This is a genomic window from Pantoea sp. X-Soil-OKNW-713 (assembly GCF_059730685.1).
Map to the genome: position 1 here is coordinate 264,276 of NZ_AP035996.1, position 21,639 is coordinate 285,914.

24 protein-coding genes are annotated in these 21,639 nt (G+C 53.8%); 12 read left to right on the plus strand and 12 right to left on the minus strand.

The annotated features are described in order from the left end of the window. Window positions 1-3: 3 nt before the first annotated feature. The gene (locus AC6I8R_RS21650; protein ID WP_208726454.1) at window positions 4-471 is read left to right on the plus strand and encodes a GlcG/HbpS family heme-binding protein; all 468 of its coding nucleotides are present in this window, start codon (window positions 4-6) and stop codon (window positions 469-471) included. Window positions 472-506: 35 nt separating this feature from the next. On the opposite strand, the gene AC6I8R_RS21655 is transcribed toward AC6I8R_RS21650, so the two are convergent. Both AC6I8R_RS21655 and yefM read right to left on the minus strand, forming a co-directional pair. Continuing rightward, window positions 507-761, minus strand: a complete 255-nt coding sequence (locus AC6I8R_RS21655; RefSeq protein ID WP_415175514.1) for a Txe/YoeB family addiction module toxin — start codon at window positions 759-761, stop codon at window positions 507-509. Then, entirely contained in the window at window positions 758-1,009 is a 252-nt protein-coding gene (gene yefM, locus AC6I8R_RS21660; RefSeq protein ID WP_208726458.1) for a YoeB-YefM toxin-antitoxin system antitoxin YefM, read from the minus strand. Before yefM ends, AC6I8R_RS21655 begins: the two co-directional genes overlap by 4 nt. Window positions 1,010-1,226: 217 nt before the next feature. Here yefM and AC6I8R_RS21665 point away from each other — a divergent pair, with 217 nt between their 5' ends. Beyond that, window positions 1,227-3,167, plus strand: a complete 1,941-nt coding sequence (locus AC6I8R_RS21665) for a methyl-accepting chemotaxis protein (RefSeq protein ID WP_415175513.1) — start codon at window positions 1,227-1,229, stop codon at window positions 3,165-3,167. 91 nt (window positions 3,168-3,258) lie between these two features. On the opposite strand, the gene AC6I8R_RS21670 is transcribed toward AC6I8R_RS21665, so the two are convergent. Then, window positions 3,259-4,251: a class I SAM-dependent methyltransferase gene (locus AC6I8R_RS21670; RefSeq protein ID WP_497832884.1), complete on the minus strand. Its 993-nt coding sequence runs from the start codon at window positions 4,249-4,251 to the stop codon at window positions 3,259-3,261. A gap of 58 nt (window positions 4,252-4,309) precedes the next feature. Here AC6I8R_RS21670 and AC6I8R_RS21675 point away from each other — a divergent pair, with 58 nt between their 5' ends. Then, entirely contained in the window at window positions 4,310-5,254 is a 945-nt protein-coding gene (locus tag AC6I8R_RS21675) for a helix-turn-helix domain-containing protein (RefSeq protein ID WP_497832885.1), read from the plus strand. Here the strand turns inward: AC6I8R_RS21675 and cybB are convergent. Then, complete coding sequence (gene cybB, locus AC6I8R_RS21680; RefSeq protein WP_415175510.1) at window positions 5,246-5,785, minus strand: cytochrome b561; 540 nt, start codon at window positions 5,783-5,785, stop codon at window positions 5,246-5,248. The genes AC6I8R_RS21675 and cybB overlap by 9 nt on opposite strands. A gap of 80 nt (window positions 5,786-5,865) precedes the next feature. Next, entirely contained in the window at window positions 5,866-6,360 is a 495-nt protein-coding gene (locus AC6I8R_RS21685) for a MarR family winged helix-turn-helix transcriptional regulator (RefSeq protein ID WP_415175509.1), read from the minus strand. Window positions 6,361-6,465: 105 nt separating this feature from the next. On the opposite strand from AC6I8R_RS21685, the gene AC6I8R_RS21690 reads away from it, so the two are divergent. The 3 genes from AC6I8R_RS21690 (at window position 6,466) to AC6I8R_RS21700 (ending at window position 8,683) form a co-directional block, all read left to right on the plus strand. Further along, a complete protein-coding gene (locus AC6I8R_RS21690) occupies window positions 6,466-7,620 on the plus strand; it encodes an MFS transporter (RefSeq protein WP_497832886.1) in 1,155 nt (384 codons plus the stop codon). Between the two features lie 72 nt (window positions 7,621-7,692). Further along, window positions 7,693-8,199 carry a DUF1543 domain-containing protein gene (locus AC6I8R_RS21695; protein WP_208726470.1) on the plus strand — a complete coding sequence of 169 codons (507 nt, stop codon included), beginning with the start codon at window positions 7,693-7,695 and terminating at the stop codon, window positions 8,197-8,199. A gap of 64 nt (window positions 8,200-8,263) precedes the next feature. Beyond that, window positions 8,264-8,683 (plus strand): nucleotide triphosphate diphosphatase NUDT15, encoded by a 420-nt coding sequence (locus AC6I8R_RS21700; RefSeq protein WP_208726472.1) that lies wholly within the window; start codon window positions 8,264-8,266, stop codon window positions 8,681-8,683. Here the strand turns inward: AC6I8R_RS21700 and AC6I8R_RS21705 are convergent. After that, window positions 8,660-9,121, minus strand: coding sequence for a GNAT family N-acetyltransferase (locus tag AC6I8R_RS21705; protein ID WP_497832887.1), 462 nt, complete (start codon window positions 9,119-9,121; stop codon window positions 8,660-8,662). The genes AC6I8R_RS21700 and AC6I8R_RS21705 overlap by 24 nt on opposite strands. Window positions 9,122-9,159: 38 nt before the next feature. Further along, window positions 9,160-9,582 (minus strand): DUF2000 domain-containing protein, encoded by a 423-nt coding sequence (locus tag AC6I8R_RS21710; RefSeq protein ID WP_497832888.1) that lies wholly within the window; start codon window positions 9,580-9,582, stop codon window positions 9,160-9,162. A gap of 137 nt (window positions 9,583-9,719) precedes the next feature. Between AC6I8R_RS21710 and AC6I8R_RS21715 the strand changes: the two genes are divergently transcribed. From AC6I8R_RS21715 to AC6I8R_RS21725, 3 genes are all read left to right on the plus strand, one after another. Then, window positions 9,720-10,196: an Lrp/AsnC family transcriptional regulator gene (locus tag AC6I8R_RS21715; protein WP_208726479.1), complete on the plus strand. Its 477-nt coding sequence runs from the start codon at window positions 9,720-9,722 to the stop codon at window positions 10,194-10,196. 82 nt (window positions 10,197-10,278) lie between these two features. Continuing rightward, a complete protein-coding gene (gene rluF / locus AC6I8R_RS21720) occupies window positions 10,279-11,151 on the plus strand; it encodes a 23S rRNA pseudouridine(2604) synthase RluF (RefSeq protein WP_415175505.1) in 873 nt (290 codons plus the stop codon). Between the two features lie 228 nt (window positions 11,152-11,379). After that, complete coding sequence (locus AC6I8R_RS21725) at window positions 11,380-12,531, plus strand: glycosyltransferase (protein WP_415175504.1); 1,152 nt, start codon at window positions 11,380-11,382, stop codon at window positions 12,529-12,531. Here the strand turns inward: AC6I8R_RS21725 and AC6I8R_RS21730 are convergent. Beyond that, a complete protein-coding gene (locus tag AC6I8R_RS21730) occupies window positions 12,528-13,397 on the minus strand; it encodes an aldo/keto reductase family oxidoreductase (RefSeq protein WP_497832889.1) in 870 nt (289 codons plus the stop codon). The two genes, AC6I8R_RS21725 and AC6I8R_RS21730, sit on opposite strands and share 4 nt — an antisense overlap. A gap of 96 nt (window positions 13,398-13,493) precedes the next feature. Here AC6I8R_RS21730 and AC6I8R_RS21735 point away from each other — a divergent pair, with 96 nt between their 5' ends. Both AC6I8R_RS21735 and AC6I8R_RS21740 read left to right on the plus strand, forming a co-directional pair. Further along, window positions 13,494-14,402 (plus strand): LysR substrate-binding domain-containing protein, encoded by a 909-nt coding sequence (locus AC6I8R_RS21735; RefSeq protein WP_415175502.1) that lies wholly within the window; start codon window positions 13,494-13,496, stop codon window positions 14,400-14,402. A gap of 97 nt (window positions 14,403-14,499) precedes the next feature. After that, entirely contained in the window at window positions 14,500-15,684 is a 1,185-nt protein-coding gene (locus tag AC6I8R_RS21740; protein ID WP_415175501.1) for a pyridoxal phosphate-dependent aminotransferase, read from the plus strand. 132 nt (window positions 15,685-15,816) lie between these two features. On the opposite strand, the gene AC6I8R_RS21745 is transcribed toward AC6I8R_RS21740, so the two are convergent. From AC6I8R_RS21745 to AC6I8R_RS21760, 4 genes are all read right to left on the minus strand, one after another. Beyond that, window positions 15,817-17,289 carry a pyridoxal phosphate-dependent decarboxylase family protein gene (locus AC6I8R_RS21745; protein ID WP_497832890.1) on the minus strand — a complete coding sequence of 491 codons (1,473 nt, stop codon included), beginning with the start codon at window positions 17,287-17,289 and terminating at the stop codon, window positions 15,817-15,819. Between the two features lie 14 nt (window positions 17,290-17,303). Then, a complete protein-coding gene (locus tag AC6I8R_RS21750) occupies window positions 17,304-18,689 on the minus strand; it encodes a diaminobutyrate--2-oxoglutarate transaminase (protein WP_415175499.1) in 1,386 nt (461 codons plus the stop codon). 211 nt (window positions 18,690-18,900) lie between these two features. After that, entirely contained in the window at window positions 18,901-19,635 is a 735-nt protein-coding gene (locus AC6I8R_RS21755) for a prepilin peptidase (protein WP_497833056.1), read from the minus strand. A gap of 191 nt (window positions 19,636-19,826) precedes the next feature. Next, window positions 19,827-20,036 carry a hypothetical protein gene (locus tag AC6I8R_RS21760; RefSeq protein WP_415175498.1) on the minus strand — a complete coding sequence of 70 codons (210 nt, stop codon included), beginning with the start codon at window positions 20,034-20,036 and terminating at the stop codon, window positions 19,827-19,829. A gap of 466 nt (window positions 20,037-20,502) precedes the next feature. On the opposite strand from AC6I8R_RS21760, the gene arnB reads away from it, so the two are divergent. Next, window positions 20,503-21,639, plus strand: coding sequence for a UDP-4-amino-4-deoxy-L-arabinose aminotransferase (arnB, locus tag AC6I8R_RS21765; RefSeq protein ID WP_415175497.1), 1,137 nt, complete (start codon window positions 20,503-20,505; stop codon window positions 21,637-21,639).

Here is a 21,639-nt window from a genome sequence, read left to right on the forward strand (position 1 = left end):
GAAATGAAAAAGATCCTGTCTCTGGCGCTGCTGAGTGCTGCCCTGTTTAGTGCAGCGGGTGCCCAGGCTGTCACCACCCAAACCATCCTGACGCAGGCGGATGCACAGAAGCTGATTGCAGCTGCGCAGGAAAAAGCGCACGCACTGAATGCCAACGTCTGCATCGCGGTACTGGATCAATCCGGGGAATTGCTGGCATTTCAGCGTATGGACAATGCGCCGGTTGGTTGTATCGATTCGTCGATCCTGAAAGGACGCGCTGCGGCGCTGTATCGCACCCCGACCGACAAATATATGGATCGTGCCAACGGTAAAGAACCCGCTATTGCCACACTGCCGGGCGTGATCCCGCTGGGCGGCGGCTCACCGGTGGAGTGGCGCGGTAACACGCTGGGTGCGGTGGGCGTGAGCGGTTCGGCTAACCCGAATGAGATCGCCATCGCGAAAGCGGCGAGTGAGAGTTTTAAATAAATGGCCGGGGCCGGGCGTATGCCTGGCCTTGAACGTCAGTAGTGATAACGACAGGCGGCAATTAAAAGTGCTCCCTCGTTCACTGCATAGACTAAACGATGTTCTTCCGTGATTCTTCGTGACCAGAATCCTGCCAAATTATGCTTTAAGGGTTCTGGTTTTCCTTTACCCTCAAAAGGCGTTCTTTTGGCGTCTTTGATGAGTTCATTGATTTTTTTGACCATTCTTTTGTCTGTATCCTGCCAGTAGAGATAGTCATCCCACGCTTCCTGCGACCATGTTAATTTCACTCATCAATATCCTTTTCAATGGTGTTTCCATTACGCAAGCTCTCAATCGAGTTCATCAATCGTTTGGCATTGGCGGGTGAACGCAGAAGATAGGCTGTTTCTTCCAATGAATTGTATTCTTCCAACGACATCAAGACACAGTCGTCGCCATTCTGACGGGTGATCAAAATGGGGGCACGATCCTCTACCGTTTTCATCATCGTTTCCGAAAGATGCTGTCTGGCTTCACTATAAGTTATGGTACGCATGTTTTATTCCTTCGAGTTGACCCATTCATTGTACAATGATGATGTAAATTTAACCACCGGTGTTTTAACTTCATTGCTACCATGCTGCTCACTTACTGATCAGACCTGCTGACCCATCAAGTTCCCCCTCAACGCGCCGATAGATTACCTGAAGGAATGTGAGAGCACAGGGAGTGGTTCTTTTTACCGAAAAAGTGTCGACCCCAGGAGCGCCAGCATGGCCAAACGACTGTCTGATAAGAAGAAGATGAGTACCCGCACGCAAATGCTGCTGACGGGTGCCTTAACCATTACCCTTGGCTTTACCGTCACCATTGGTGTGCTTAACTGGCAATCCAGCCACGAACAAAAATCCCTGGCCGAAAATTATCTGCAACAGATAGCGCAGAGCCAGGCGCTGCAAATCCAGCAGGATCTCAGCTATGCGCGTGATGTGGCGCATAACCTCGGTCACAGCATTATCGCGCTGCCGGGCGCGGGTGTGCAGGATCGAAAAGTCATCGACAAGATGATGGAATCTACGCTGCGTGACAATCCCAGCTACCTTTCTGTCTCGGTGATTATGGAAGAGAACGCCTTTGACGGGCGTGATGCCGAGTTTGCCAGTCAGGCAGGACAGGCTCCGAAAGGCCGCTATGCCTGGTTTGTTGACCGCGATCAGTCCGGCAATTTCGCCATGCATCCGCTCACCTCGATTTTTACACCAGGCCAGGGTGACTATTATTTGCTGCCGCAGAAAAGCCAGAAAGACACGCTGATTGAGCCTTACAGCTACGCCTACAATGGCGTGCCGACGCTGCTCACCTCAGTTGCGGCTCCGATTGTCAGCCAGGGCAAACTCTGGGGCGTGGTGACGTCCGATATTTCGCTGGCGTCATTGCAGGACCGGGTGAATAAAATCAAACCCTGGGAAGGCACGGGCTACGCCATGCTGCTCTCCAGTGCCGGGAATGTGGTTTCTTACCCGGATAAAAGCCAGACCACCAAAGCGTGGAAAGGTAATACCAACCACTTCAGCAGCGCCGTCAGTGAGGGGCATGACGCCATTCTCGGTGAAAATGCCCTCATGACCTGGCAGCCGATCGTCATCGGCAACAGCGATCAGAAATGGTATCTCGGTGTGGTGGCCCCGGTCAGCGAAGTGATGGCAGCAGCCAATCGCCAATTGATCAACGCCATCGTGCTGATGGTCATCAGCATCCTGTTGGTCAGCGCTTTGCTGGGTATCCTGTTTAGCCGCAAGGTGTTGAAACCGATTGGCGGCGAGCCGCTGGAAGCCGCCACCATCGCGCTGGCTGTGGCGGATGGCAAACTGGATAACGCGATTGCCGTGAAAAACCGCGATACCAGCAGCCTGTTCTATGCGCTGAATACCATGCAGGACCAGCTGCGCGATATCGTTGGCCAGATCCAGGATGCCAGCGCCTCGGTGCGCCAGGGGGCGGGTGAAATTGCCAGCGGTAACCTGAATCTGGCGTCACGTACGGAACAACAGGCCGCTGCCCTCGAGCAGACCGCTGCCAGCATGGAGCAGATTACCGCGACGGTGAAACATAACGCCGCCAATGCGCATCAGGCGACCACCCTGACCGACAACGCGACGCACATTGCCAGCCGTGGTGAGGCGCTGGTCGGTGAAGTGGTGCAGACTATGGCGCAAATTGACGATAGCGCGAAAAAGATTGGCGACATCACCGCCATCATCAACAGCATCGCTTTCCAGACCAATATCCTGGCGCTGAACGCCGCGGTAGAAGCGGCGCGGGCCGGCGAGCAGGGGCGCGGTTTTGCGGTGGTGGCTTCTGAAGTGCGTAACCTGGCGCAGCGCAGCGCCAATGCGGTGAAAGAGATTGCCGCGTTGATTGAGGAGTCCAGCCAGCGTGTCGACAGCGGTGTGCAGTTGGTGCGTGATGCCGGGAAAACCATGCAGGAGATGACCCAGGCGGTGCATTCGGTGCGCACCATTATCGGCGAAATTGTCACCGCGTCGGATGAGCAGGCGCGCGGGATCAGCCAGGTCACTATCGCGGTCAATGAGATGGATGGCACCACCCAGCAGAACGCCGCGCTGGTGCAGCAGATGTCGGCTGCCGCCAGTTCGCTGGAAGATCAGGCTGCGCAACTGGCCCAGACCGTCGGACGTTTTCATCTCGCCTGATGCGTGTTGTAGCGGCGCGATTTATCGCGCGGGTTTAAACAGGCCATCAAAGTGCCTGATACACCACGCGATTTATCGCGCCGCTACACATTTAGATTCTCGCTTTGCGCGCCAGATGGATATCAAGCGGCGACATCGGGAAGGGTTGCATCCGTTGAATCGCCTCAATGATAAAGCCCGCCTGCTGTAATTCCCCGCTCAACGTGCCTTGCAGCGTGACGGTGTAACCTCGCATCATCAATGGTGTGAAGAACGGTAGCACCTGACGTGCTTCCACCGGGTCAGCAGGCACCTCGGCATGCGCACTGATCAACAGTCCTCCCGGTTTCAGGCGGCGGTACAACTGCTGCAACATCGCCTGGCGATCCTCGACAAAATACAACAAGGAGGAGCACCAGATAATGTCGACCTGCTCGCTTTCCGCCAGTTGTGAACAGGCGCTAAAGCGCCCGCCTAATCCGGCACGTTCAATATTTTGCTGAGCCACCGTGGCGGTTTTGGGCAGATCAAGCACCACACCGGACAGCTGCGGGAAACGCTCAGCCAACGCCAGGGTGATCAGGCCTGGCCCGCCGCCCATGTCCAGCAGGCGCGCCGGACGCTGAAAATCAGCCAGCGTGCTGGCAATGGCGCAGGCGGTCGCGCCGCTCAGTGCCCGCTGCTCCTGGGCAATCTGGCTCATCGCTGCATCAGCCCAGGCAGTTTCAATCTCCAGCGGGTCCTGCCAGCCGGGGGTGCTGCGCTTCAGCAAGTCAGGCAGTTTGCGGGCAAACTGCTGCAACAGTTGCTGACGATAATGCCAGGCGTCACCGATATAACGTGTTCCGCTATGGCACAGATACGGTTGTGCTGTTTGCGGCGTGTGGTATTCCGCCCCACGGCGCTGCAACAATTCCCCGCTCCACAGCAGGCGCAGCCAGTGCTCCACCGGTTCGGGTTGCCAGCCAAAATGATTTGCCACCTGCGTGGCATCCGCCTGCCGGGTCAGGAAATCGAATAATCGCTGTTCAAACGCCAGCGCCACAGCGCCACTCAGGGCATGTTGTGCCAGCAGGTTATCGAGAAAAGGTAACGGGGATGTCATGGCTGTCTCCAGAGCGAAGGTGATAGCAACAGACTAGCGTTTCAGACAGCAGACATTTATGCTCGTTGGTCTGCAAAACGGTGATTTGACTCTGCGCGAGGGCGAAAGCATGCAAAACCAGCCAAACGGCGACGACACGCCCTGGGTTGAACATCAACCCGGTATTGGTATTTTTCGCTCGCGTCAGTTCACGCTGTCTGGTGGCATGCGGCTGGTGCAGTCCGACTATCAACCTCTCGCCGCGCTGGCCGAAGTTTCGCGCCCTGGAAGTTCGTTCCCCCAGTTGGTGCTGACCTTTGGCTTGTGTGGCAGTTCGCGGTTTCGTGCCGATAGCGGCTGTGAAGTGCTGTTTAACGCCGGGCATCTTACCGTCACCAGCTTTCAGCACAGCAGCGGCGAACGCCTTTATCGGGCCGGTGAGCGGGTACAGCAGCTCCGTCTGGTGCTCAACGCCGACAGCGCGCAACGTTATCTGGGAGCCGAGACGGCAGAAATGTTGCTGCACCAGCCGCAACTGAAACGTCATCTGTTCAGCCCTTTTGGTGGCGCCACTGCCGCCCAACTTAATAACGTGCCGACCGATCCACTGCTGCGTGAAATCCAGGCGTTAAATTTGCTGGCGCTGCATCGTCATCAGTTGCAACCGCAGGCTGTTCCGCAAAAAAAACGCCATCCCCAGGATCTTGAACGCGTTGAGCAGGCGCATAGCTGGATGCTAACCCATCTGGCGGAACCCTTTACCCTTGCAACGCTGGCGTTGGCTGTCGGACTCAGTGATTACCAGCTCAAGAAAGGCTTCCAGCAGCATTTCGGCTGTACCCCCGGAGAGAAATTACTGGCGTTACGCATGCAGAAGGCGCATCAGTTGCTGGAGGAAGGGTATCAGGTCGCCCAGGCGGCGTGGCAGGTGGGGTATCAGCATCCACGCAATTTCAGCGTGGCGTTTCAACGCTACTTTGGACGCCCGGCCAGTCAGGTTGCCGGGCGCGGCCAGTCAACGTGAACGACGTGCGGGCATCATACGCAGCAGGGTGTTGTCTTTGATCAGGTAATGATGCACCAGCGCGGCGGCAACGTGTAAGCCCACCAGCCAGTAACCGTAAGGGGCGAGGGTTTCATGCCAGCCACTGAGGGTATCCGAGAAATCAGGATCGGGATCGCTGCTGACGGGCATCGGGATGCCAAACAACCACCAGGTTCGGCCAAGATAGAAACGCGACACAATGCCGAGAATCGGCAGCACGATAAAAAACAGATACAGCGCCAGATGCATCAGATGCGCCAGCCCGGTTTGCCAGTGCGGCGGTTTGGGCACGATGGCTGGGCTGCGATGGCGAAAACGCAATAATACACGCGACAGCATCAGCACCAGCACGCAACTTCCCGCGCTGAAATGACCAATGATCATAGCAAACCCCTGCCAGGAACCTCGCGTCGCCAACCCGCGAAATTCCATGGTGCAATACGCGGTGACGACCAGCAGAAATGTCAGCCAATGGAGAAAAACCTGCGAGGGGGCGAATTTGTTCTGCATATCTATTCCGTTAAAAAGTCTGGCAAACAAATAAGATAACGGAAAAGTGTGTGCGTGAATTCATATTTTGACACAAGGTTTTACGTTTCCTGTTCACAGGCAGTGAGCAACTGACTCAGCAATGCCGAAAGCTGTTGCTGTTGTGCCGGTTGCAGCACGGCCAGTAACGCGCTTTGCGTTTGGGTATGCACCTGCAACGCCTGCTCAATTTTCTCCTGCCCGGCGGTAGTTAATGCCACCAGCGTGCTGCGTTTGTCTTGTGGATCGGCCACGCGGGTGATTAGCCCGACCTGTTCCAGCCGATTCAGTCGATGGGTCATCGCGCCCGAGGTGACCAGTAGCGACTTATACAGTTGGGTAGGCGATAAACAGAAGGGGCTTCCTGCACGGCGCAACGTCGCCAGCACATCAAACTCCCCCTCGTGAAAACCAAACGGGGCCAGCGCCTCGCCTCGCGTTTTCGCCAGATGTTTCATAATGCGCAGCATCCGGCCAAAAACGGCCATCGACGATGCATCCAGCTCCGGCATGGCGCTGGCCCATTGTTGTGTCACGAAATCGACATGATCCGCCACTTTTCCCCTCACTTGTTGTGGTTACCGTGTTGTTTTGTGCGCATGGTCTACTCCGTCATCGCGATTTATCTTAACGTTAAGATAAATCAGCAATGGAGAAGCACTGTGAAACGTACCTTACCTGCAATCGGCTTGTTTACCTTTATGGTTTTTATCGTCGGTCTTAATCTCAGGCCGGTGATGGCCGCAATCGGGCCACTTTTTACCCGGATACAGCAAGATATTCATCTCACGGCGACCCAGGTCAGCCTGCTCACCAGCTTACCGGTGATTATGATGGGCCTGGCGGCGTTGGCGGGACCCTTGCTGCTGCGGTGGCTGGGGGAGGTCAAAGGGATTGCCAGCGGATTAATCCTGCTGGTACTGGCCTGTCTGGCTCGCGGAGTCAGCCAGCAGGGGCTGATGTTAATCGCCAGTGCCTTGCTGGCCGGGATCGGTATTGGACTGATTCAGGCGCTGATGCCTGCACTGATTAAACGGCGTTTTACGCGCCATGCCGGGACGCTGATGGCGCTATTTACCACCGGGATTATGGCCGGTGCGGCGTTGGCGGCCGCCAGTGCCGCACCGCTGGCCGCACGCTCGGGCTTAGCGTTGACGCTGGCGTTGCCGGCAGTGCCAGCGTTACTGGCTTTGCTGCTCTGGCGTCAAATGCTGCGTTCTCACGCGCCCGTTGAAGTACAACCCCGCGTCCAGGCGATCAATCAGCGCCGTACCTGGCTGTTGCTGGTGTTCTTCGGTATCGGTACCGGTGCTTACACGCTGGTACTGGCATGGCTGCCCGCGTTTTATCAGCAACATGGCTGGAGCGCCCGACAAAGCGGTTTTCTGCTCGGCGCATTGACGCTGACGGAGGTGGTGGCTGGTTTTGTACTTTCCGCGCTGATCCATCGTTTTCCCGATCGTCGCCGTCCCCTGTTAATGGTGCTGCTGCTTATCCTCGCTGGCCTGATCAGCCTGATGATGTTGGGCGGCGAACAGGCCTGGCTGCCCACGTTACTGCTGGGGTTAGGTATTGGCGCGTTGTTTCCCCTGTCGCTGATCGTCACTCTCGATCATGCCCGGACAGCAGAGCAGGCGGGTGCGCTGCTGTCGATGGTGCAGGGCGGAGGTTATCTGCTGGCGGCATTGATGCCGTTGATCGCCGGCATGGTACGTGATCATGCTGCCTCCTTTGATAGCGCCTGGGCGTTGATGAGTGTCGGGATCGTGCTGTTGATGGGGATGGCACTGCGTCTGCGCCCTCAATTGATGACCTGATGAAACAATTGTATCGCTGTATATCATGATTTATAACGCATACCACTTGACCTACAACACAAGGAAAAATGCATGAACCTGTTTATGTTTTATGTTGGTGGTAATGCCGGGAAATCGAATATTGAAGTCCATGATATTCAATTTGTTGCGGCTGACCAGCCGCAGGATGCCTGGCCTGCGTTACGTGAAGCCTGGTTTGGTGACGCGGATAAAATTCATATCGATGGTTACGCACGTATTACCTGGGCGGATGGCTATCGCGTGTCGCTGTCGCCAGAACCGGCAACCGGTGGCGAGCACTTGTTCTTTGTGAATGCCGGTGCCTACCATCCTTCAACCCTGGCGGAACTGCATGCCTTTGACTTGTTTGTAGCGCAGGATGCCGCGCAAGCAAAAGCCAGCGCGCTGGAGCGGTTGCTGAAAGGGGCAGATCAGCAACACAAGGACAATCTGAAAGAGGTGGATGATTGCCTGCTGCTGGATAAGATAGGGAACTTATATGTGCACCTGACCCCGGATGCAAACGGCCAGCCGTTTCAGCCAGAGTGGCAGGGATATCAGCCGATAGGTGTTGAGTAATCGTTATTTGTCCGTTGCGGCGCGATAAAGCGCGCCGCAATGTATGAACATAAAGGTGATGTGTATGTCTCCCAAAATTGGTGTGGGTGTTCTGATTTTCCGTCACGGGAAACTGTTGCTGGGGCGGCGCAAAGGTAGCCACGGTGCGGGCGACTGGTCAGCGCCTGGCGGTCACCTGGAGTTTGGTGAAACGCCGGAGGCGTGCGCACGGCGGGAAACGCTGGAAGAAACCGGGTTACAGCTGCACAGCCTGCAAAATGGCGCTTTTGTCAGCGATGTGTTCCCGGAAGTCCAAAAGCATTACATCACGCTGTTTATGGTGGCGCTGCATGCGGAGGGGGAGCCACAGTGTCTCGAACCTGAGAAATGCGAAGGCTGGCAGTGGTTTGCGCCGGAAGCCTTGCCGGAACCGCTGTTCGCTCCGCTCCGCACGCTGATTGCGCGCGATGGGCTGGCGGCGTTACAGCCGGAGCATCATCACTGAAACCCGGTCACCATCCACCTCGCGCTGTTCCACGTCCTGCCAGCCGAAGCGCTGGTAAAGCGCCTGTTGGTCCGGGGTATACAGCCACAGCGCGGAGATATTCCGCGCGCGGGCTTCCGTAATCATCCGGCTGATCAGCGCGCTGCCGACCCCTTTGCCGCGATGTTCAGGGGCGGTAATCACCTCACCCAACCAGAACTCACGCTCGACAACATCGGTTAACTCATGCTGGATCAGGCTGGCGGATGCCATCAAAGCGCCATCGGCTGCGCTTGCCACCAGTGTCAGGGTCTTGACCGAGGGCAGATTGCGTGCCTGCAAACGCGCCTCGATCTGTCCCGGATTGTTCCAGTTGGGATAGGCCGCCCATTCGCGAAATAACAGTTGCGTGAGCGGCGTGATAAGGGCGGGCTGCTGTTGCAGCGAGCTGATTTGCATGGCGTTTCCTTAGATGTCTTCTCCCGGAGAGAGACAGTCTAACGATAAAGCTTCAGATTTCCCGTCAGCCGGGTAATTTTTTTCTTTGGTCCGATCAAGCCGATCGCCACCAGCTCGATATGATCGCTGTGCGCTGAAGCAATGCGTTCACCATATTCATCATAGGTTTTGCAGGACTGCGCCAGGGCGCTGAACGGCATGGTGAAAATCTCCGCATCATTGGCACAGTTTTGCTGCAATTCGCGCAAATAATTCCCCTGCGCCAGTAACACCGGCAAAGGCGCATATATCACCCCCGGATAGTACTCACCGTCCTGGCTGTGCATATCCGGCCCAACCAGATTATCAATCCATTTGCCAAAGCTGATGCCAATCACGCTGGCAGCATTCATCGCCAGCCCGGCGGGCAATTGCTGGTCAATCACCAGGGTACAACGGTGCACATTGGCGTCAAATTTCATACTTTTCTCCTGCGGTTGCTGTGGCAGATATTGTGCGCGACGCGCAGAGAAAAGTGCTTGCTGTTTAGCAGAAGATTTCCTTAAGTTAAGGCAGAATTAACCCTAATGCGATATTTAAAAGAAAGGATATTTCCAGAATGAGTTTGACCAGGACAGATATCAAAATTCTTACGCAGTTGCAGCAGGATGCACGCATCACCAATCAGAACCTCGCCGATGCGATTGGCCTGTCGCCTTCGCCTTGCTGGCGCAAAGTGCGCAAGCTGGAAGAAGATGACGTGATTCAGGGGTATCGCGCGGTGCTGAACCGCAAGAAGATCGGCCTCAATATGATGGTGTTTGTGCGCGTCACTATCGACAGCCATAGCGAGGCAGAAGCGCGGAAGTTTGAGGCGGAAGTGGCTGCGCTGGAGAACGTGGTTGCCTGCTATAGCATTGGCGGCGATGCCGATTTCTTGTTGCAGGTAGTGGCGGCAGATATGGACCGCTATGCCGATTTTGCGATGTCGGTAATTCGCCGATTGCCGGGCATTAAAGAGATGCAAAGCATGTTTGTGCTGAAAGAAATCAAAGCCCAATCCGTCTGGCCGATTCAGGCCACAGACCACAGTTAGCTTTTGTGTTACAACTTTTGCGCAAAGCACTCACAGAATGTCAAAGGTTGATGTATAGTCCGCTTCTTTTTTCGGAGGAACCATGCTGACCAACTCATCCACCCGCCTTAATAAATACATCAGCGAGAGCGGTATTTGCTCACGCCGTGATGCCGATCGTTATATCGAACAGGGCAATGTTTTTATCAACGGTAAACGCGCCAGCGTGGGTGCGCAGGTGTTTGCTGGTGATGAAGTTAAAGTGAATGGTCAGCTGATTGAACCGCGTGACGCAGAAGATTTGGTGCTGATTGCGTTGAACAAGCCGGTGGGCATCATTACCACGATGGAAGAGGGCGAGCGCGATAACATCAGCGACTTCGTCAACCATAGCAAACGCGTGTTTCCGATTGGCCGACTGGATAAAGACTCCCAGGGGCTGATTTTCCTGACGAATCATGGCGATCTGGTGAACAAAATCCTGCGTGCCGGGAATAATCACGAGAAAGAGTACGTCGTGACGGTGGATAAAGCGATCACCGATGAGTTTATTAGCGGCATGGGTGCCGGTGTCCCCATGCTCGGCACCGTGACCAAGAAATGTAAGGTGAAGAAAGAGTCGACCTTTGTGTTTCGTATCACGCTGGTCCAGGGGCTTAATCGGCAGATTCGCCGCATGACCAAACATTTTGGTTATGAAGTCACTAAGCTGGAACGTACCCGCATCATGAACGTCAATCTGAAGGGAATACCTTTGGGGGAATGGCGTGATTTAACGGACGATGAGTTAATTGAACTGTTTAAGTTGATCGAGGATTCCTCTTCGGAAGACAAATCGACGCAAAAAGCGCAGGCGAAAAAGAGCAGTGCGAAAAAACCGACTGCCAGCGGGCCAAAGAACGGTGAAAAACCGGGCAGCAATCCTGGTGCGCGCAAACGCTTTACCCAACCCGGTCGTAAAAAGAAAGGTCGTTAATTGGGCTGGAAATACCCGGCGACGGGTATTTCTAATTATTACTGGTACATCCAGCATTGAAATACATTGACACGATTTAATAATGTCAGTTTTTTAATGCTTCTTAAACGCCGCGCTATTACTAATCCTATTTTTCATCAAACAACTTTACTCGCGAAGAATTTATTTTATAACTGTCTTACTGACATTTTTAATTCCACCGAACTCGTTTCGTGTTTAGGAGGATTGATGAATATTGTAGTCAGTAGCGACGGCTACCCAGAGAAAAGGAACATAATGGTTGATCCTGAAAACAATTATGTAAACCTAAAGAAGAAAAACATCTATCTCTATATCAATACCCTGCGGCAGAAAGTTTTTAAAAAGAATAAGATATTCATCTTTCAGCCTTTCCCCGGCATGATTTCTGATAATGGGGATATTATTCATCTTTTTAATGAAGTGGCCCGTACATCCTCCCGATGGGTATCGACATTCGAGACTGAAATCCCGCGCGTATTACCGGTTGCAGGCGTCGCGAAAACCCAAAACCCGGAACTCCATGCCTTAATGCGTTTGGCTGCTCGCAAGGAATGTGTCCGTCTGATCGCCATTTCTGAAGCGACTCACCGTATTCAACTCAAGCTGTTGGATGCCTTCCCAACGCTGAAAGACAGTATCGCCGCCAAGCTGTGCGTTATGCATCCTCCACAGCCCCTGTTGACCGACAAAGTGCGCAAAGCCACAGATACGCTGATCACCTTTAGTTTTATTGGAAATGAGTTTTATCGCAAAGGTGGGGCGGAAGTGGTGATGGCATTTACTGAGTTAGCCAATGAGGGGTTGATTGATCCACAAAAAATAAAGGTGAATCTTATTGGTGATCTCGGGCGACGACATAATATTGCTCATCACCATTATCAGGATAATGATAGTTTCCATCATCAAATCGAGGCTCTGATCAATAAGTGGTCCTTTTTCCATCATGCTTCTTCTTTACCCAATACATCCGTAATTGAATTGCTCAAACAGACCGATGTCGGGCTGCTGCCTACCTGGCAGGATACCTATGGTTTTTCTGTACTGGAAATGCAGGCCTGTGGTTGTCCGGTCATCACCACCAATGTCAGGGCACTGCCGGAAATTAATCCTTCTTATGCCGGTTGGCTTATTGAGCACAAACTCAATGATATGTTTGAGTTTACGGTTGATTCTGACCAGACGAAGCAAAAAATCAGGAATACCATTATCAGCCAGCTGAAAGGGTATATTACCGATGTGGTGCATGATCCGGGCAGTATTAACCGCCGTTCCGCGCAGGCATTAACGAGGATCCGCCGGGAGCATGATCCTCGCTGTTTTCAGGAAAGGTTAAAGGATATCTATTTATCAGTGGGTTAGTCTGAGTTGTTACTTAATCCCTCCAGTCGCAAAACAATCTCTTTGGACAAGCTGAGCGCCGAACTGGCCAGATTTTGTTGCAGATGCGCAGGCGAAGAGGTGCCTGGAATCAACAAAATATTGGGTGAGCGTTGCAATAACCACGCCAGCGCAACTTGTAATGGTGTGGCATTCAGCTCATTTGCTACGGCGCTCAGCTGCTCCGACTGCAATGGGGAAAAACCGCCAAGCGGGAAGAAAGGAACATAGGGGATGCCCTGCTGAGCCAGTTGGTCAATCAGGGCATCGTCCTGTCGGTTAGCAAGATTGTAGAGATTCTGCACACAGGCGATAGGGGTGATGGCCTGGGCGTCTGCCACCTGTTTTGGTGTGACGTTGCTCAAACCGATGTGCCGGATCAGGCCGCGCTCTTTCAGTTTGACCAGCGTTGCCAATTGCGTCTCCAGTGAGCCTTCCGCCGGACCGTGGACATCAAACATGGCACGTAGATTCACCACGTCGATCACCTCAAGCCCCAGATTGCGCAGGTTATCTTCCACCGCCGTCGTTAGCTCAGCGGGGGAAAACGCGGGTAGCCAGCCCCCTTGCTGGTCACGGCGCGCGCCAACTTTGGTGACAATCACCAGATCCTCAGGGTACGGATGCAGCGCTTTTTTAATCAGCTGATTGGTCACATGGGGGCCATAGAAATCACTGGTATCGATATGATTGACGCCAGCGTCGATAGCATCGCGCAGCACCTGTACGGCGCGTGCTTCATCTTTTGGCGGGCCAAATACTCCTGGCCCGGCAAGCTGCATGGCACCATAACCCAGACGGTTAACGCGACGATGGCCGAGGGAATACGTCATTTCAGGATGAGACATGGGAACCTCCTTCTTAGGCTGTCAGATGATTGTAATGGCGTATTGGCTGTGCAACTATCCGGTTAAATCAGAACACAGTGTACGGAGTGACGCAGAATGTCGTTAGATATTGCTTTGTTGCATGCCGTGGTGGCGGTGGCAAAAGCAGGCGGTTTTCGTGAAGCGGCGCGCATGACGGGCAGCAATCCTTCGCGCCTTAGTGATGCCGTACGCCGCGCTGAACAACAACTGGGGGTGCGGCTGTTCAACCGCACCACGCGCACCGTGGCGCTGACCGAAGCGGGCAGGGTATTGATGATGCGCCTGCTGCCAGCAATGAATGAAGTGGATGCTGCGCTTGATGCGCTTAATCGTTTTCGCGATACACCGGGTGGCACCTTGCGCCTGAACGTCCCCGTCAGTGCTGCGCGTCTGGTGCTGCCTGCGATCATCCCTGGCTTCCTGGCGCGCTATCCCGATATTCAGTTGGAGGTGGTGGCCGAAAGCAATGTTCAGGACATCTTTCGCGACGGTTGCGATGCGGGCATCCGCTATGACGATCATCTCGAGCAGGACATGGTAGCGCTCCCGATTGGCCCACGTATCCAGCGTTTTGCGGCAGCGGCGGCACCGGGATATCTGGCGCAATATGGCATACCGCAACATCCACGCGAGCTGATGCAGCATCGTTGCCTGCTAGGGCGCTATGCCACCGGAGTGATGGCCGAATGGGAATTTGCCCGTGCGGATGAAACCGTGCGGCTTCAGCCGAAAGGGCCGTTAACCTGTAGCATCGGGGCGGCGATGGATTTAACGGTGGAAGCGGCGATTGCCGGTACCGGAATTGTTTATCTGTTTGAAGATTGGCTGCGACCGGCTCTGGTGAACGGGCAGCTCCAGGCGATACTCACCGAGTGGTGGCTGAGTTTTTCCGGCTTGTGGCTCTACTACAACGACCGTCGTTTAATTCCGGCACCGCTCCAGGCCTTTATCGATTATGTCCGTGAGTTGAACACAGCCAGATGAAATTGCTATTCCTGAACTTTTCCCCGGCGTGATATACCAGGCAGGTGCTATGTATTGAAATAACAGTTAAACAGGGATCATCGTTGGAGGTTTTTTCATGCAGTCTTCTTTTCCCCTCGTTTCGCGCGCCACTATCAGCCAGATTTCGCCCTCGCTTATCCGCGAAATTGCCAATGAAGGGATGGATCGTCCCGATATGCTCGCCTTCTGGTTTGGCGAGTCGGACAAACCGACACCGCAATATATCACCGACGCCGCAATCACCTCGCTGCAACAGGGGGAAACACGGTATATCCAGAATCTTGGGCGGCCTTATTTGCGCCAGGCGTTGTCAGATTATCTTAGCCAGTTACATGGTTGCCCCATCGACAGCGAACAACTGGCGATCACCAGTGCGGGTATCAACGGGCTGATGCTGGTGGCGCAAACGGTGCTGTCACCGGGAGATAAAGTGGTGGCGATCACCCCGGTGTGGCCGAATGTGGTGGAGATCCCGCAGATCCTCGGCGCAAGCGTGGATCGTGTCGCGCTGACGGTGAAGGAGGGGGCCTGGGCGCTGGATATGGATCAATTGCTGAGTGCGTTGCATCCTGATGTACGGATGCTGATCATCAACTCGCCGGGTAATCCGACGGGTTGGACGATCACCGACGAAGAAGTACAAACCATTCTCGCGCACTGCCGCAAACACGGCATCTGGATCCTCAGTGATGATGCTTATCAACGGCTGATCTACGCCAGCGATCGTCACTATGCACCGTCGTTCCTTGATTACGCCACACCGGACGATCGCCTGATTTCGGTGAATACCTTCTCCAAAGCCTGGCTGATGACCGGATTTCGTGTGGGCTGGGTGGTCGCGCCACCATTGATTATCGAAGCGTTGGGCAAGTTGATTGAGTTCAACACCAGTTGCCTGTTTGAACCCTGCCAGCGCGCGGCGCAAGCGGCGTTGTTGAGCGGTGAAAGCGGCATTATCAGTTTGCGTGCCGAGCTGGCGCACAGCTATCAATTTTTGGTCAATGGACTGCGAGAATTGCCGGGTGTGACGGTGCCAGAAAGCGGCGGGGGGATGTATGCGTTCTTCCGAATTGAGGGCTTCGCGGATACCACCCTGCTGACCAAACGACTGGTACGGGAAAGCTCACTCGGCCTGGCACCCGGTGCGGCATTTGGTCCGGAAGGCAATGGTTGGGTTCGCTGGTGCCATGCGGTGTCCTCCACCGATAAGTTGCAGCAGGGCCTGGCGCGTCTGGGTGAGTTTTTAGCGCGGAATCGTTAATGGCTTCCATTCGTAGCGGCGCGATAAATCGCGCAGTTTTTGGCTAGGGCGGTACAAAGGCGCGATAAATCGTATAGATAAAAAAAGCCGATAACCGTTGCCAGTTATCGGCTTTTTCGCTTTACGCAAACATTATGCGCTCAGCAATTGATCCGCGGTCTTTTCCACCAGCGCCAGCAGGATTTTAACATCCTCCAGCGTCACCGTTGGGTTCAGCAACGTCAGCTTCAGGCAGGTGATGCCATCAGCCTCAGTCACACCCACGTTAGCGCGACCTGACTCCAGCAGTGCATCACCGATGCGCTGGTTAAACAACGCTACGGCCTCATCGCCGCTGGATGCCAGCTGCTCAGGGCGGAAACGGAACAGAACGCTTGCCAGCTGCGGCTGCATGACCAGCTCAAAACGCGGCAGGTCGCTTACGTATTGCGCAACTTCCTGCGCCAGGGTCACACCGTGATCGATAATCGCGGCATATTGTTTCTGACCCAGGGCTTCCAGACCCATCCACAGCTTCAGCGCATCGAAACGACGGGTGGTTTGCAGTGATTTGGAAACCAGGTTTGGCACGCCCTGTTCTTCATCGAACTCAGAGTTCAGGTAGGCCGCCTGATAACGCATCAATTCATAATGACGCTCATCTTTCAGCAGGAACGCGCCACAACTGATGGTCTGGAAGAACTGCTTGTGGAAGTCCAGGGTGACAGAATCCACCAGCTCAAGGCCATCCAGGTAATCGCGATACTTCTCAGACAGCAGCAGTGCGCCGCCCCATGCCGCATCGACGTGAACCCAAATGTTGTGCTCAGCAGCAATGCCGGCGATTTCACGCAGCGGGTCAATGGCACCCGCATCGGTGGTGCCAGCAGTGGCAACAATCGCCAGAATCTGCTCGCCGTTAGCTTCGGCCTGTGCCAGTTTGGCTTTCAGGTCGTTAACATCCATACGGGCGAAACGGTCTGACTTCACCTGCACCACAGATTGATAACCGTGGCCCAGCAGCGCCATGTTCTTCTGTACTGAGAAGTGGGCGTTTTCCGAGCACAGCACTTTAATCTTACGCAGATCGCCAGTGATGCCATCCTGTTGAACGGAATGACCCTGACGCGCATAGAATGCATCACGCGCCAGCATCAGGCCCATCAGGTTGCTTTGGGTACCGCCACTGGTGAACACGCCAGCGTCACCGGCCGGATAACCCACCTGCGCACGTAACCATTCAATCAGTTTGATCTCAATGATGGTGGCAGACGGACTTTGGTCCCAGGAGTCCATGCTCTGGTTAGTGGCGTTGATCAGCACTTCCGCCGCCTGGCTTACCACCAGGCTCGGACAATGCAGATGCGCCACGCACTGCGGATGATGCACCGACAGGCTGTCTTTCAGAAAGTATTCAATCGCGCGCTCAATCGCGGCCTGGTTACCCAGGCCATTCGGATTGAAGTCGAGCGTAATACGCTCACGCAGTTCAGCAACGGTTTTGCCCTGGTACATTTCAGGCTGCTTGAGCCACTGCACCACGGCGGCGCTGCTCTGCGCAATCGCCTGCTGGTACGCTTCAATGCTTTGTGCAGAAGCGGCCAGAATCGGGTTTACTTCAGTCATCTAACTCTTCCGAATCAAACTGGTTTGATGCCAGCGCCAAGCAGCGCCTGCTCAAATTTATCAAGGAAAATCTTCAGTTCATCGTTGCTGATCAGCAGCGACGGCAGCAGACGCAGTACCGCGCCATGACGGCCGCCGCGCTCCAGGATCAGGCCCGCTTCGAAGCATTTCTTCTGCAACAGGGCAGAGAGCTCGCCATCAGCCGGGTAAGCACCCATATGATCAGCCGCTTCGTGCGGTTTCACGATCTCGATACCGATCATCATGCCCAGACCACGAATGTGACCGATTACCGGGTAGCGCTTCTGCATTTCTGCCAGCTGCGCTTTCAGCCATTCGCCCTGTTCGGCAACTTTGCCCGCGATATCCTGTTCTTTCAGGATTTTCAGCGTAGTCAGGCCGGTAGCCATTGCCAGCTGGTTGCCACGGAAGGTGCCGGTGTGATGGCCCGGTGACCAGGCATCGAACTGCTTTTTGATCCCCAGAACCGCCAGTGGCAGACCGCCGCCTACGGCTTTTGACATCACGATGATGTCTGGCTCAATGCCTGCGTGTTCGAAGGCGAAGAATTTGCCGGTACGGGCAAAGCCAGCCTGCACTTCGTCGAGGATCAGCAGAATGCCGTGTTCCTGGGTCACTTTACGGATGCGCTGCAACCACTCGATCGGAGCCGGGTTCACGCCGCCTTCACCCTGAACGGCTTCGAGGATCACCGCAGCCGGTTTACGCACGCCACTTTCAACGTCGTTGATCAGGTTTTCGAAGTAGTAGGTCAGAGCTTTCACGCCCGCTTCACCACCGAGGCCCAGCGGGCAGCGGTACAGGTGCGGGTAAGGCATGAACTGAACTTCTGGCATCATACCGTCAACCGCTTCTTTCGGTGACAGGTTGCCGGTGACTGACAGTGCACCGTGGGTCATACCGTGATAACCGCCAGAGAAGCTGATAACGCCGCTACGGCCAGTGACTTTTTTCGCCAACTTAAGGGCGGCTTCAACTGCATCGGCACCGGAAGGGCCGGTGAATTGCAGGCAATACTCTTTACCCTGACCCGGCAGCAGAGACAGCAGGGCTTCAGAGAACTGATCTTTTAACGGAGTCGTCAGATCAAGGGTATGTAACGGCAAGCCGCTGGTAATGACATTTTGGATGCTTTGCAGAACTTCCGGGTGGTTATGACCCAGTGCTAAAGTTCCTGCGCCAGCCAGGCAGTCAAGATATTGTTTATTCTCAACATCGGTAATCCACACGCCATGTGCTTTCGCAATTGCTAAAGGCAATTTACGTGGATAACTCCTGACATTCGATTCGAACTCAGCCTGACGGGCTAAGAACGCGTCGTTGTTTCCGTGGAATGAGTTGGCACCAAAATTATCAATACGGACTTTATCCGTCATCATATCTCTCCTCAACCGGGGGCAGGAAATGCGCGCCGATTGGTTAATTGAACAAAAAACTACCACCTGTGAAAAAAGCGCCGCCAATATAGAGCCTTTTACCCTGGGGGGCAATGATTAATTTTGTTTAGAATTGTTTATTACTTCTATATACGAATCAGGGCTTTGCTGAAGAATTGTCCGATTATTTTAATGTGGTTGTATGACGTGCGTATTAAATAATCGAGTGAATAAAAAGACTTATGCCTGCGAGCGATAACCACGGGCCAAAAGCGATGGCCTGATTCAGGCGTTGCTGCCACAAAATTCTGGAAATTAAGGCAAATAAAATGCCGCTACTACAGGCAATAATGAGCACAATCGGTAAAGCCTCCCAGCCTGTCCAGGCCGCGATCGCCGCCAGCAATTTCGCATCTCCCATTCCCAGTACGTGCTGGTGGCGCAGCCAGTGATAGCCATGTGCAAGCCCCGCCAGTGAGATATACCCAATCACCACGCCCAGCACCGCATCCGTCAGCGAACCGGGCATAAGCGCCAGACAGTGTAATAATAAGCCGACCCACAATAACGGCAGCGTGACGGCATCAGGTAATAAATAGTACCGGATATCGATGAGCGACAATGCCAACAAGGAGCCACAGAAAAATAATGTCGCCAACAACAAAGGGATATCCGGTAAAAATTTGCTCAGAACCAGACTGATGACAGCCATAAGCAATTCAATCAATGGGTAAATTATGCTTATCGGTTGGTGGCAATTGCGGCATTTACCCCGTAGCAACATCCAGCTTAAGAGAGGAATATTGTCGCGCCAGCGGAGCGAATTAAGGCAATTCGGGCAGTGTGATGGGGGAAACAACAAGCTCAGTTGTTGATCCGGTTGCATTAATCGTAGCGGCAAACGATAGACCACGACATTAATAAAGCTGCCGATGCTCAGGCCCAGCATCAACCAATAACACCATTCCATGTGTATATCCTCGCAGTATTCTCCGGATACTTTATGCCGGCAGAGATAAACAAGGCGAGGGTAAATGAGCCATTACAACAAGTTGCACAAAGTTTTCAGTGCTGCATTCATAAATTTGCGGGTGTAGGGCAGTTGTCTGATTTTATTGCGATTAGTCGCGCGCTATTTAATTACTGCTGACGCTTAAACATCTGGATCGCTTCCTGCACGTTGCTGGTTTCAAGCTGCATCACGTACGCGTTATTCAGGAAAACATCATAATGCCCGGCGTTATAGCGGAAGACATAGAGCGCCCCACGAAAGCGTAACCCTTTGGTTTTAATGCCAATATGATGACGGCGCAGTGCGGCCTGCGAGAGACGGTCATTTTCAGTTTTCACAGTTCACCTCCATGCCTGAAATTAAGTAAAAAACTAAGTAAATCAGCATAATGCCATTACCTTAGTTTTCCCTTAAGAAGAGTATAGTTAATCCTTTAATTTCAGGATTTGCAGGGAATTAAAGATTGTGAATCCCGCATCAAAGAGGCATATCCCCGTCAACCAGAATATCTGCCGTGATGTTCTACCAATCCTCAACACCAGACAGAAACAGTCTCACTTCTTCGTGTCATTTAATGTTCCGTTAAGTTTTCCGCCGTATTTTGTTTTTTAGCGAAACAACCCAATGTGTCTAATGCTTTCAAAATGTGAGAAAAATTTGATTAGTTCATCATGCTGTACTAAGTGTTTATGCAGATAATAATGAGATTGATTGCCCGTGAAAAACGTTGTTTACACTAGATAATTCTGGCAGCTAACCAGCCAATTTTAAGCAAAAGGCCTTAAACATTAAGGAATCTAATTTATGTCCTTTCTTCCGTTCTCGCGCCCGTCACTGGGCGAAGACGAGTTAGCAGCAGTCAAAGCGGTTTTTGAATCTGGCTGGATCACCACCGGGCCACAAAACGCCGCACTGGAACAAGCCTTTTGCCAGTTAACCGGCAATCAGCACGCGGTTGCCGTCTGTTCTGCCACCGCCGGAATGCATGTGACGCTGATGGCGCTGGGAATTAAGCCGGGCGATGAGGTGATTACGCCGTCGCAGACCTGGGTTTCCACCCTCAACATCATCACCTTGATGGGCGCAACGCCGGTGATGATTGATATCGACCGCGATACCTTGATGGTGACGCCGGAGCAGGTGGAAGCCGCGATTACGCCGCGCACCCGTGCCATTATTCCGGTGCATTATGCGGGTGCACCCGCCGATATTGATGCGATTCGTGCCGTGGGGGAAAAGCATGGTATCGCGATCATTGATGATGCGGCCCACGCGCTGGGTACACACTACAAAGGTCATCAGGTCGGGCAACGCGGCACGGCGATCTTTTCCCTGCACGCCATTAAAAATATCACCTGTGCTGAGGGTGGCGTGGTGGTGACTGATGATGCCGCGCTTGCCGATCGCATTCGCAGCTTCAAGTTTCATGGCTTAGGTGTGGATGCTTACGATCGCCACACCCACGGTCGCCGCCCGCAGGCCGAGGTCATTACCCCGGGGTTCAAATACAACCTGCCGGATATCAGTGCCGCGATTGCGCTGGTGCAATTGCAAAAACTGGATGCCATCAACGCACGCCGCCGTGCGATTGCTCAGCGTTACCTGACCGAACTGGCCGATACACCTTTCCTGCCATTGTCGCTGCCCAGCTGGGCGCACCAGCATGCCTGGCATTTGTTCATCATTCGTGTGGATGAAGCCCGATGCGGCATCAGCCGTGATGGATTGATGGAAGCGTTAAAAGCACAAGACATCGGTACTGGCCTGCATTTCCGCGCGGCGCATACCCACAAATATTATCGCGAGCAATACCCGCAACTTTCTTTACCTCATACCGAATGGAACAGCGACCGTATCTGCTCCATTCCGCTGTTCCCTGATATGACCGATGACGACGTTACCCGTGTCGTCAAAGCGCTGCACGCGCTGGCCGGAGGCTGA

Excerpts from the sequence above, each read along its gene's own strand:
- AC6I8R_RS21650 (WP_208726454.1), top strand. The coding sequence starts at position 4 with ATGAAAAAGATCCTGTCTCTGGCGCTGCTGAGTGCTGCCCTGTTTAGT.
- yefM (WP_208726458.1), bottom strand. The coding sequence starts at position 1,009 with ATGCGTACCATAACTTATAGTGAAGCCAGACAGCATCTTTCGGAAACG.
- AC6I8R_RS21665 (WP_415175513.1), top strand. The coding sequence starts at position 1,227 with ATGGCCAAACGACTGTCTGATAAGAAGAAGATGAGTACCCGCACGCAA.
- AC6I8R_RS21670 (WP_497832884.1), bottom strand. The coding sequence starts at position 4,251 with ATGACATCCCCGTTACCTTTTCTCGATAACCTGCTGGCACAACATGCC.
- AC6I8R_RS21675 (WP_497832885.1), top strand. The coding sequence starts at position 4,310 with ATGCTCGTTGGTCTGCAAAACGGTGATTTGACTCTGCGCGAGGGCGAA.
- cybB (WP_415175510.1), bottom strand. The coding sequence starts at position 5,785 with ATGCAGAACAAATTCGCCCCCTCGCAGGTTTTTCTCCATTGGCTGACA.
- AC6I8R_RS21695 (WP_208726470.1), top strand. The coding sequence starts at position 7,693 with ATGAACCTGTTTATGTTTTATGTTGGTGGTAATGCCGGGAAATCGAAT.
- AC6I8R_RS21700 (WP_208726472.1), top strand. The coding sequence starts at position 8,264 with ATGTCTCCCAAAATTGGTGTGGGTGTTCTGATTTTCCGTCACGGGAAA.
- AC6I8R_RS21705 (WP_497832887.1), bottom strand. The coding sequence starts at position 9,121 with ATGCAAATCAGCTCGCTGCAACAGCAGCCCGCCCTTATCACGCCGCTC.
- AC6I8R_RS21710 (WP_497832888.1), bottom strand. The coding sequence starts at position 9,582 with ATGAAATTTGACGCCAATGTGCACCGTTGTACCCTGGTGATTGACCAG.
- AC6I8R_RS21715 (WP_208726479.1), top strand. The coding sequence starts at position 9,720 with ATGAGTTTGACCAGGACAGATATCAAAATTCTTACGCAGTTGCAGCAG.
- rluF (WP_415175505.1), top strand. The coding sequence starts at position 10,279 with ATGCTGACCAACTCATCCACCCGCCTTAATAAATACATCAGCGAGAGC.
- AC6I8R_RS21725 (WP_415175504.1), top strand. The coding sequence starts at position 11,380 with ATGAATATTGTAGTCAGTAGCGACGGCTACCCAGAGAAAAGGAACATA.
- AC6I8R_RS21730 (WP_497832889.1), bottom strand. The coding sequence starts at position 13,397 with ATGTCTCATCCTGAAATGACGTATTCCCTCGGCCATCGTCGCGTTAAC.
- AC6I8R_RS21735 (WP_415175502.1), top strand. The coding sequence starts at position 13,494 with ATGTCGTTAGATATTGCTTTGTTGCATGCCGTGGTGGCGGTGGCAAAA.
- AC6I8R_RS21740 (WP_415175501.1), top strand. The coding sequence starts at position 14,500 with ATGCAGTCTTCTTTTCCCCTCGTTTCGCGCGCCACTATCAGCCAGATT.
- AC6I8R_RS21745 (WP_497832890.1), bottom strand. The coding sequence starts at position 17,289 with ATGACTGAAGTAAACCCGATTCTGGCCGCTTCTGCACAAAGCATTGAA.
- AC6I8R_RS21750 (WP_415175499.1), bottom strand. The coding sequence starts at position 18,689 with ATGATGACGGATAAAGTCCGTATTGATAATTTTGGTGCCAACTCATTC.
- AC6I8R_RS21755 (WP_497833056.1), bottom strand. The coding sequence starts at position 19,635 with ATGCTGGGCCTGAGCATCGGCAGCTTTATTAATGTCGTGGTCTATCGT.
- arnB (WP_415175497.1), top strand. The coding sequence starts at position 20,503 with ATGTCCTTTCTTCCGTTCTCGCGCCCGTCACTGGGCGAAGACGAGTTA.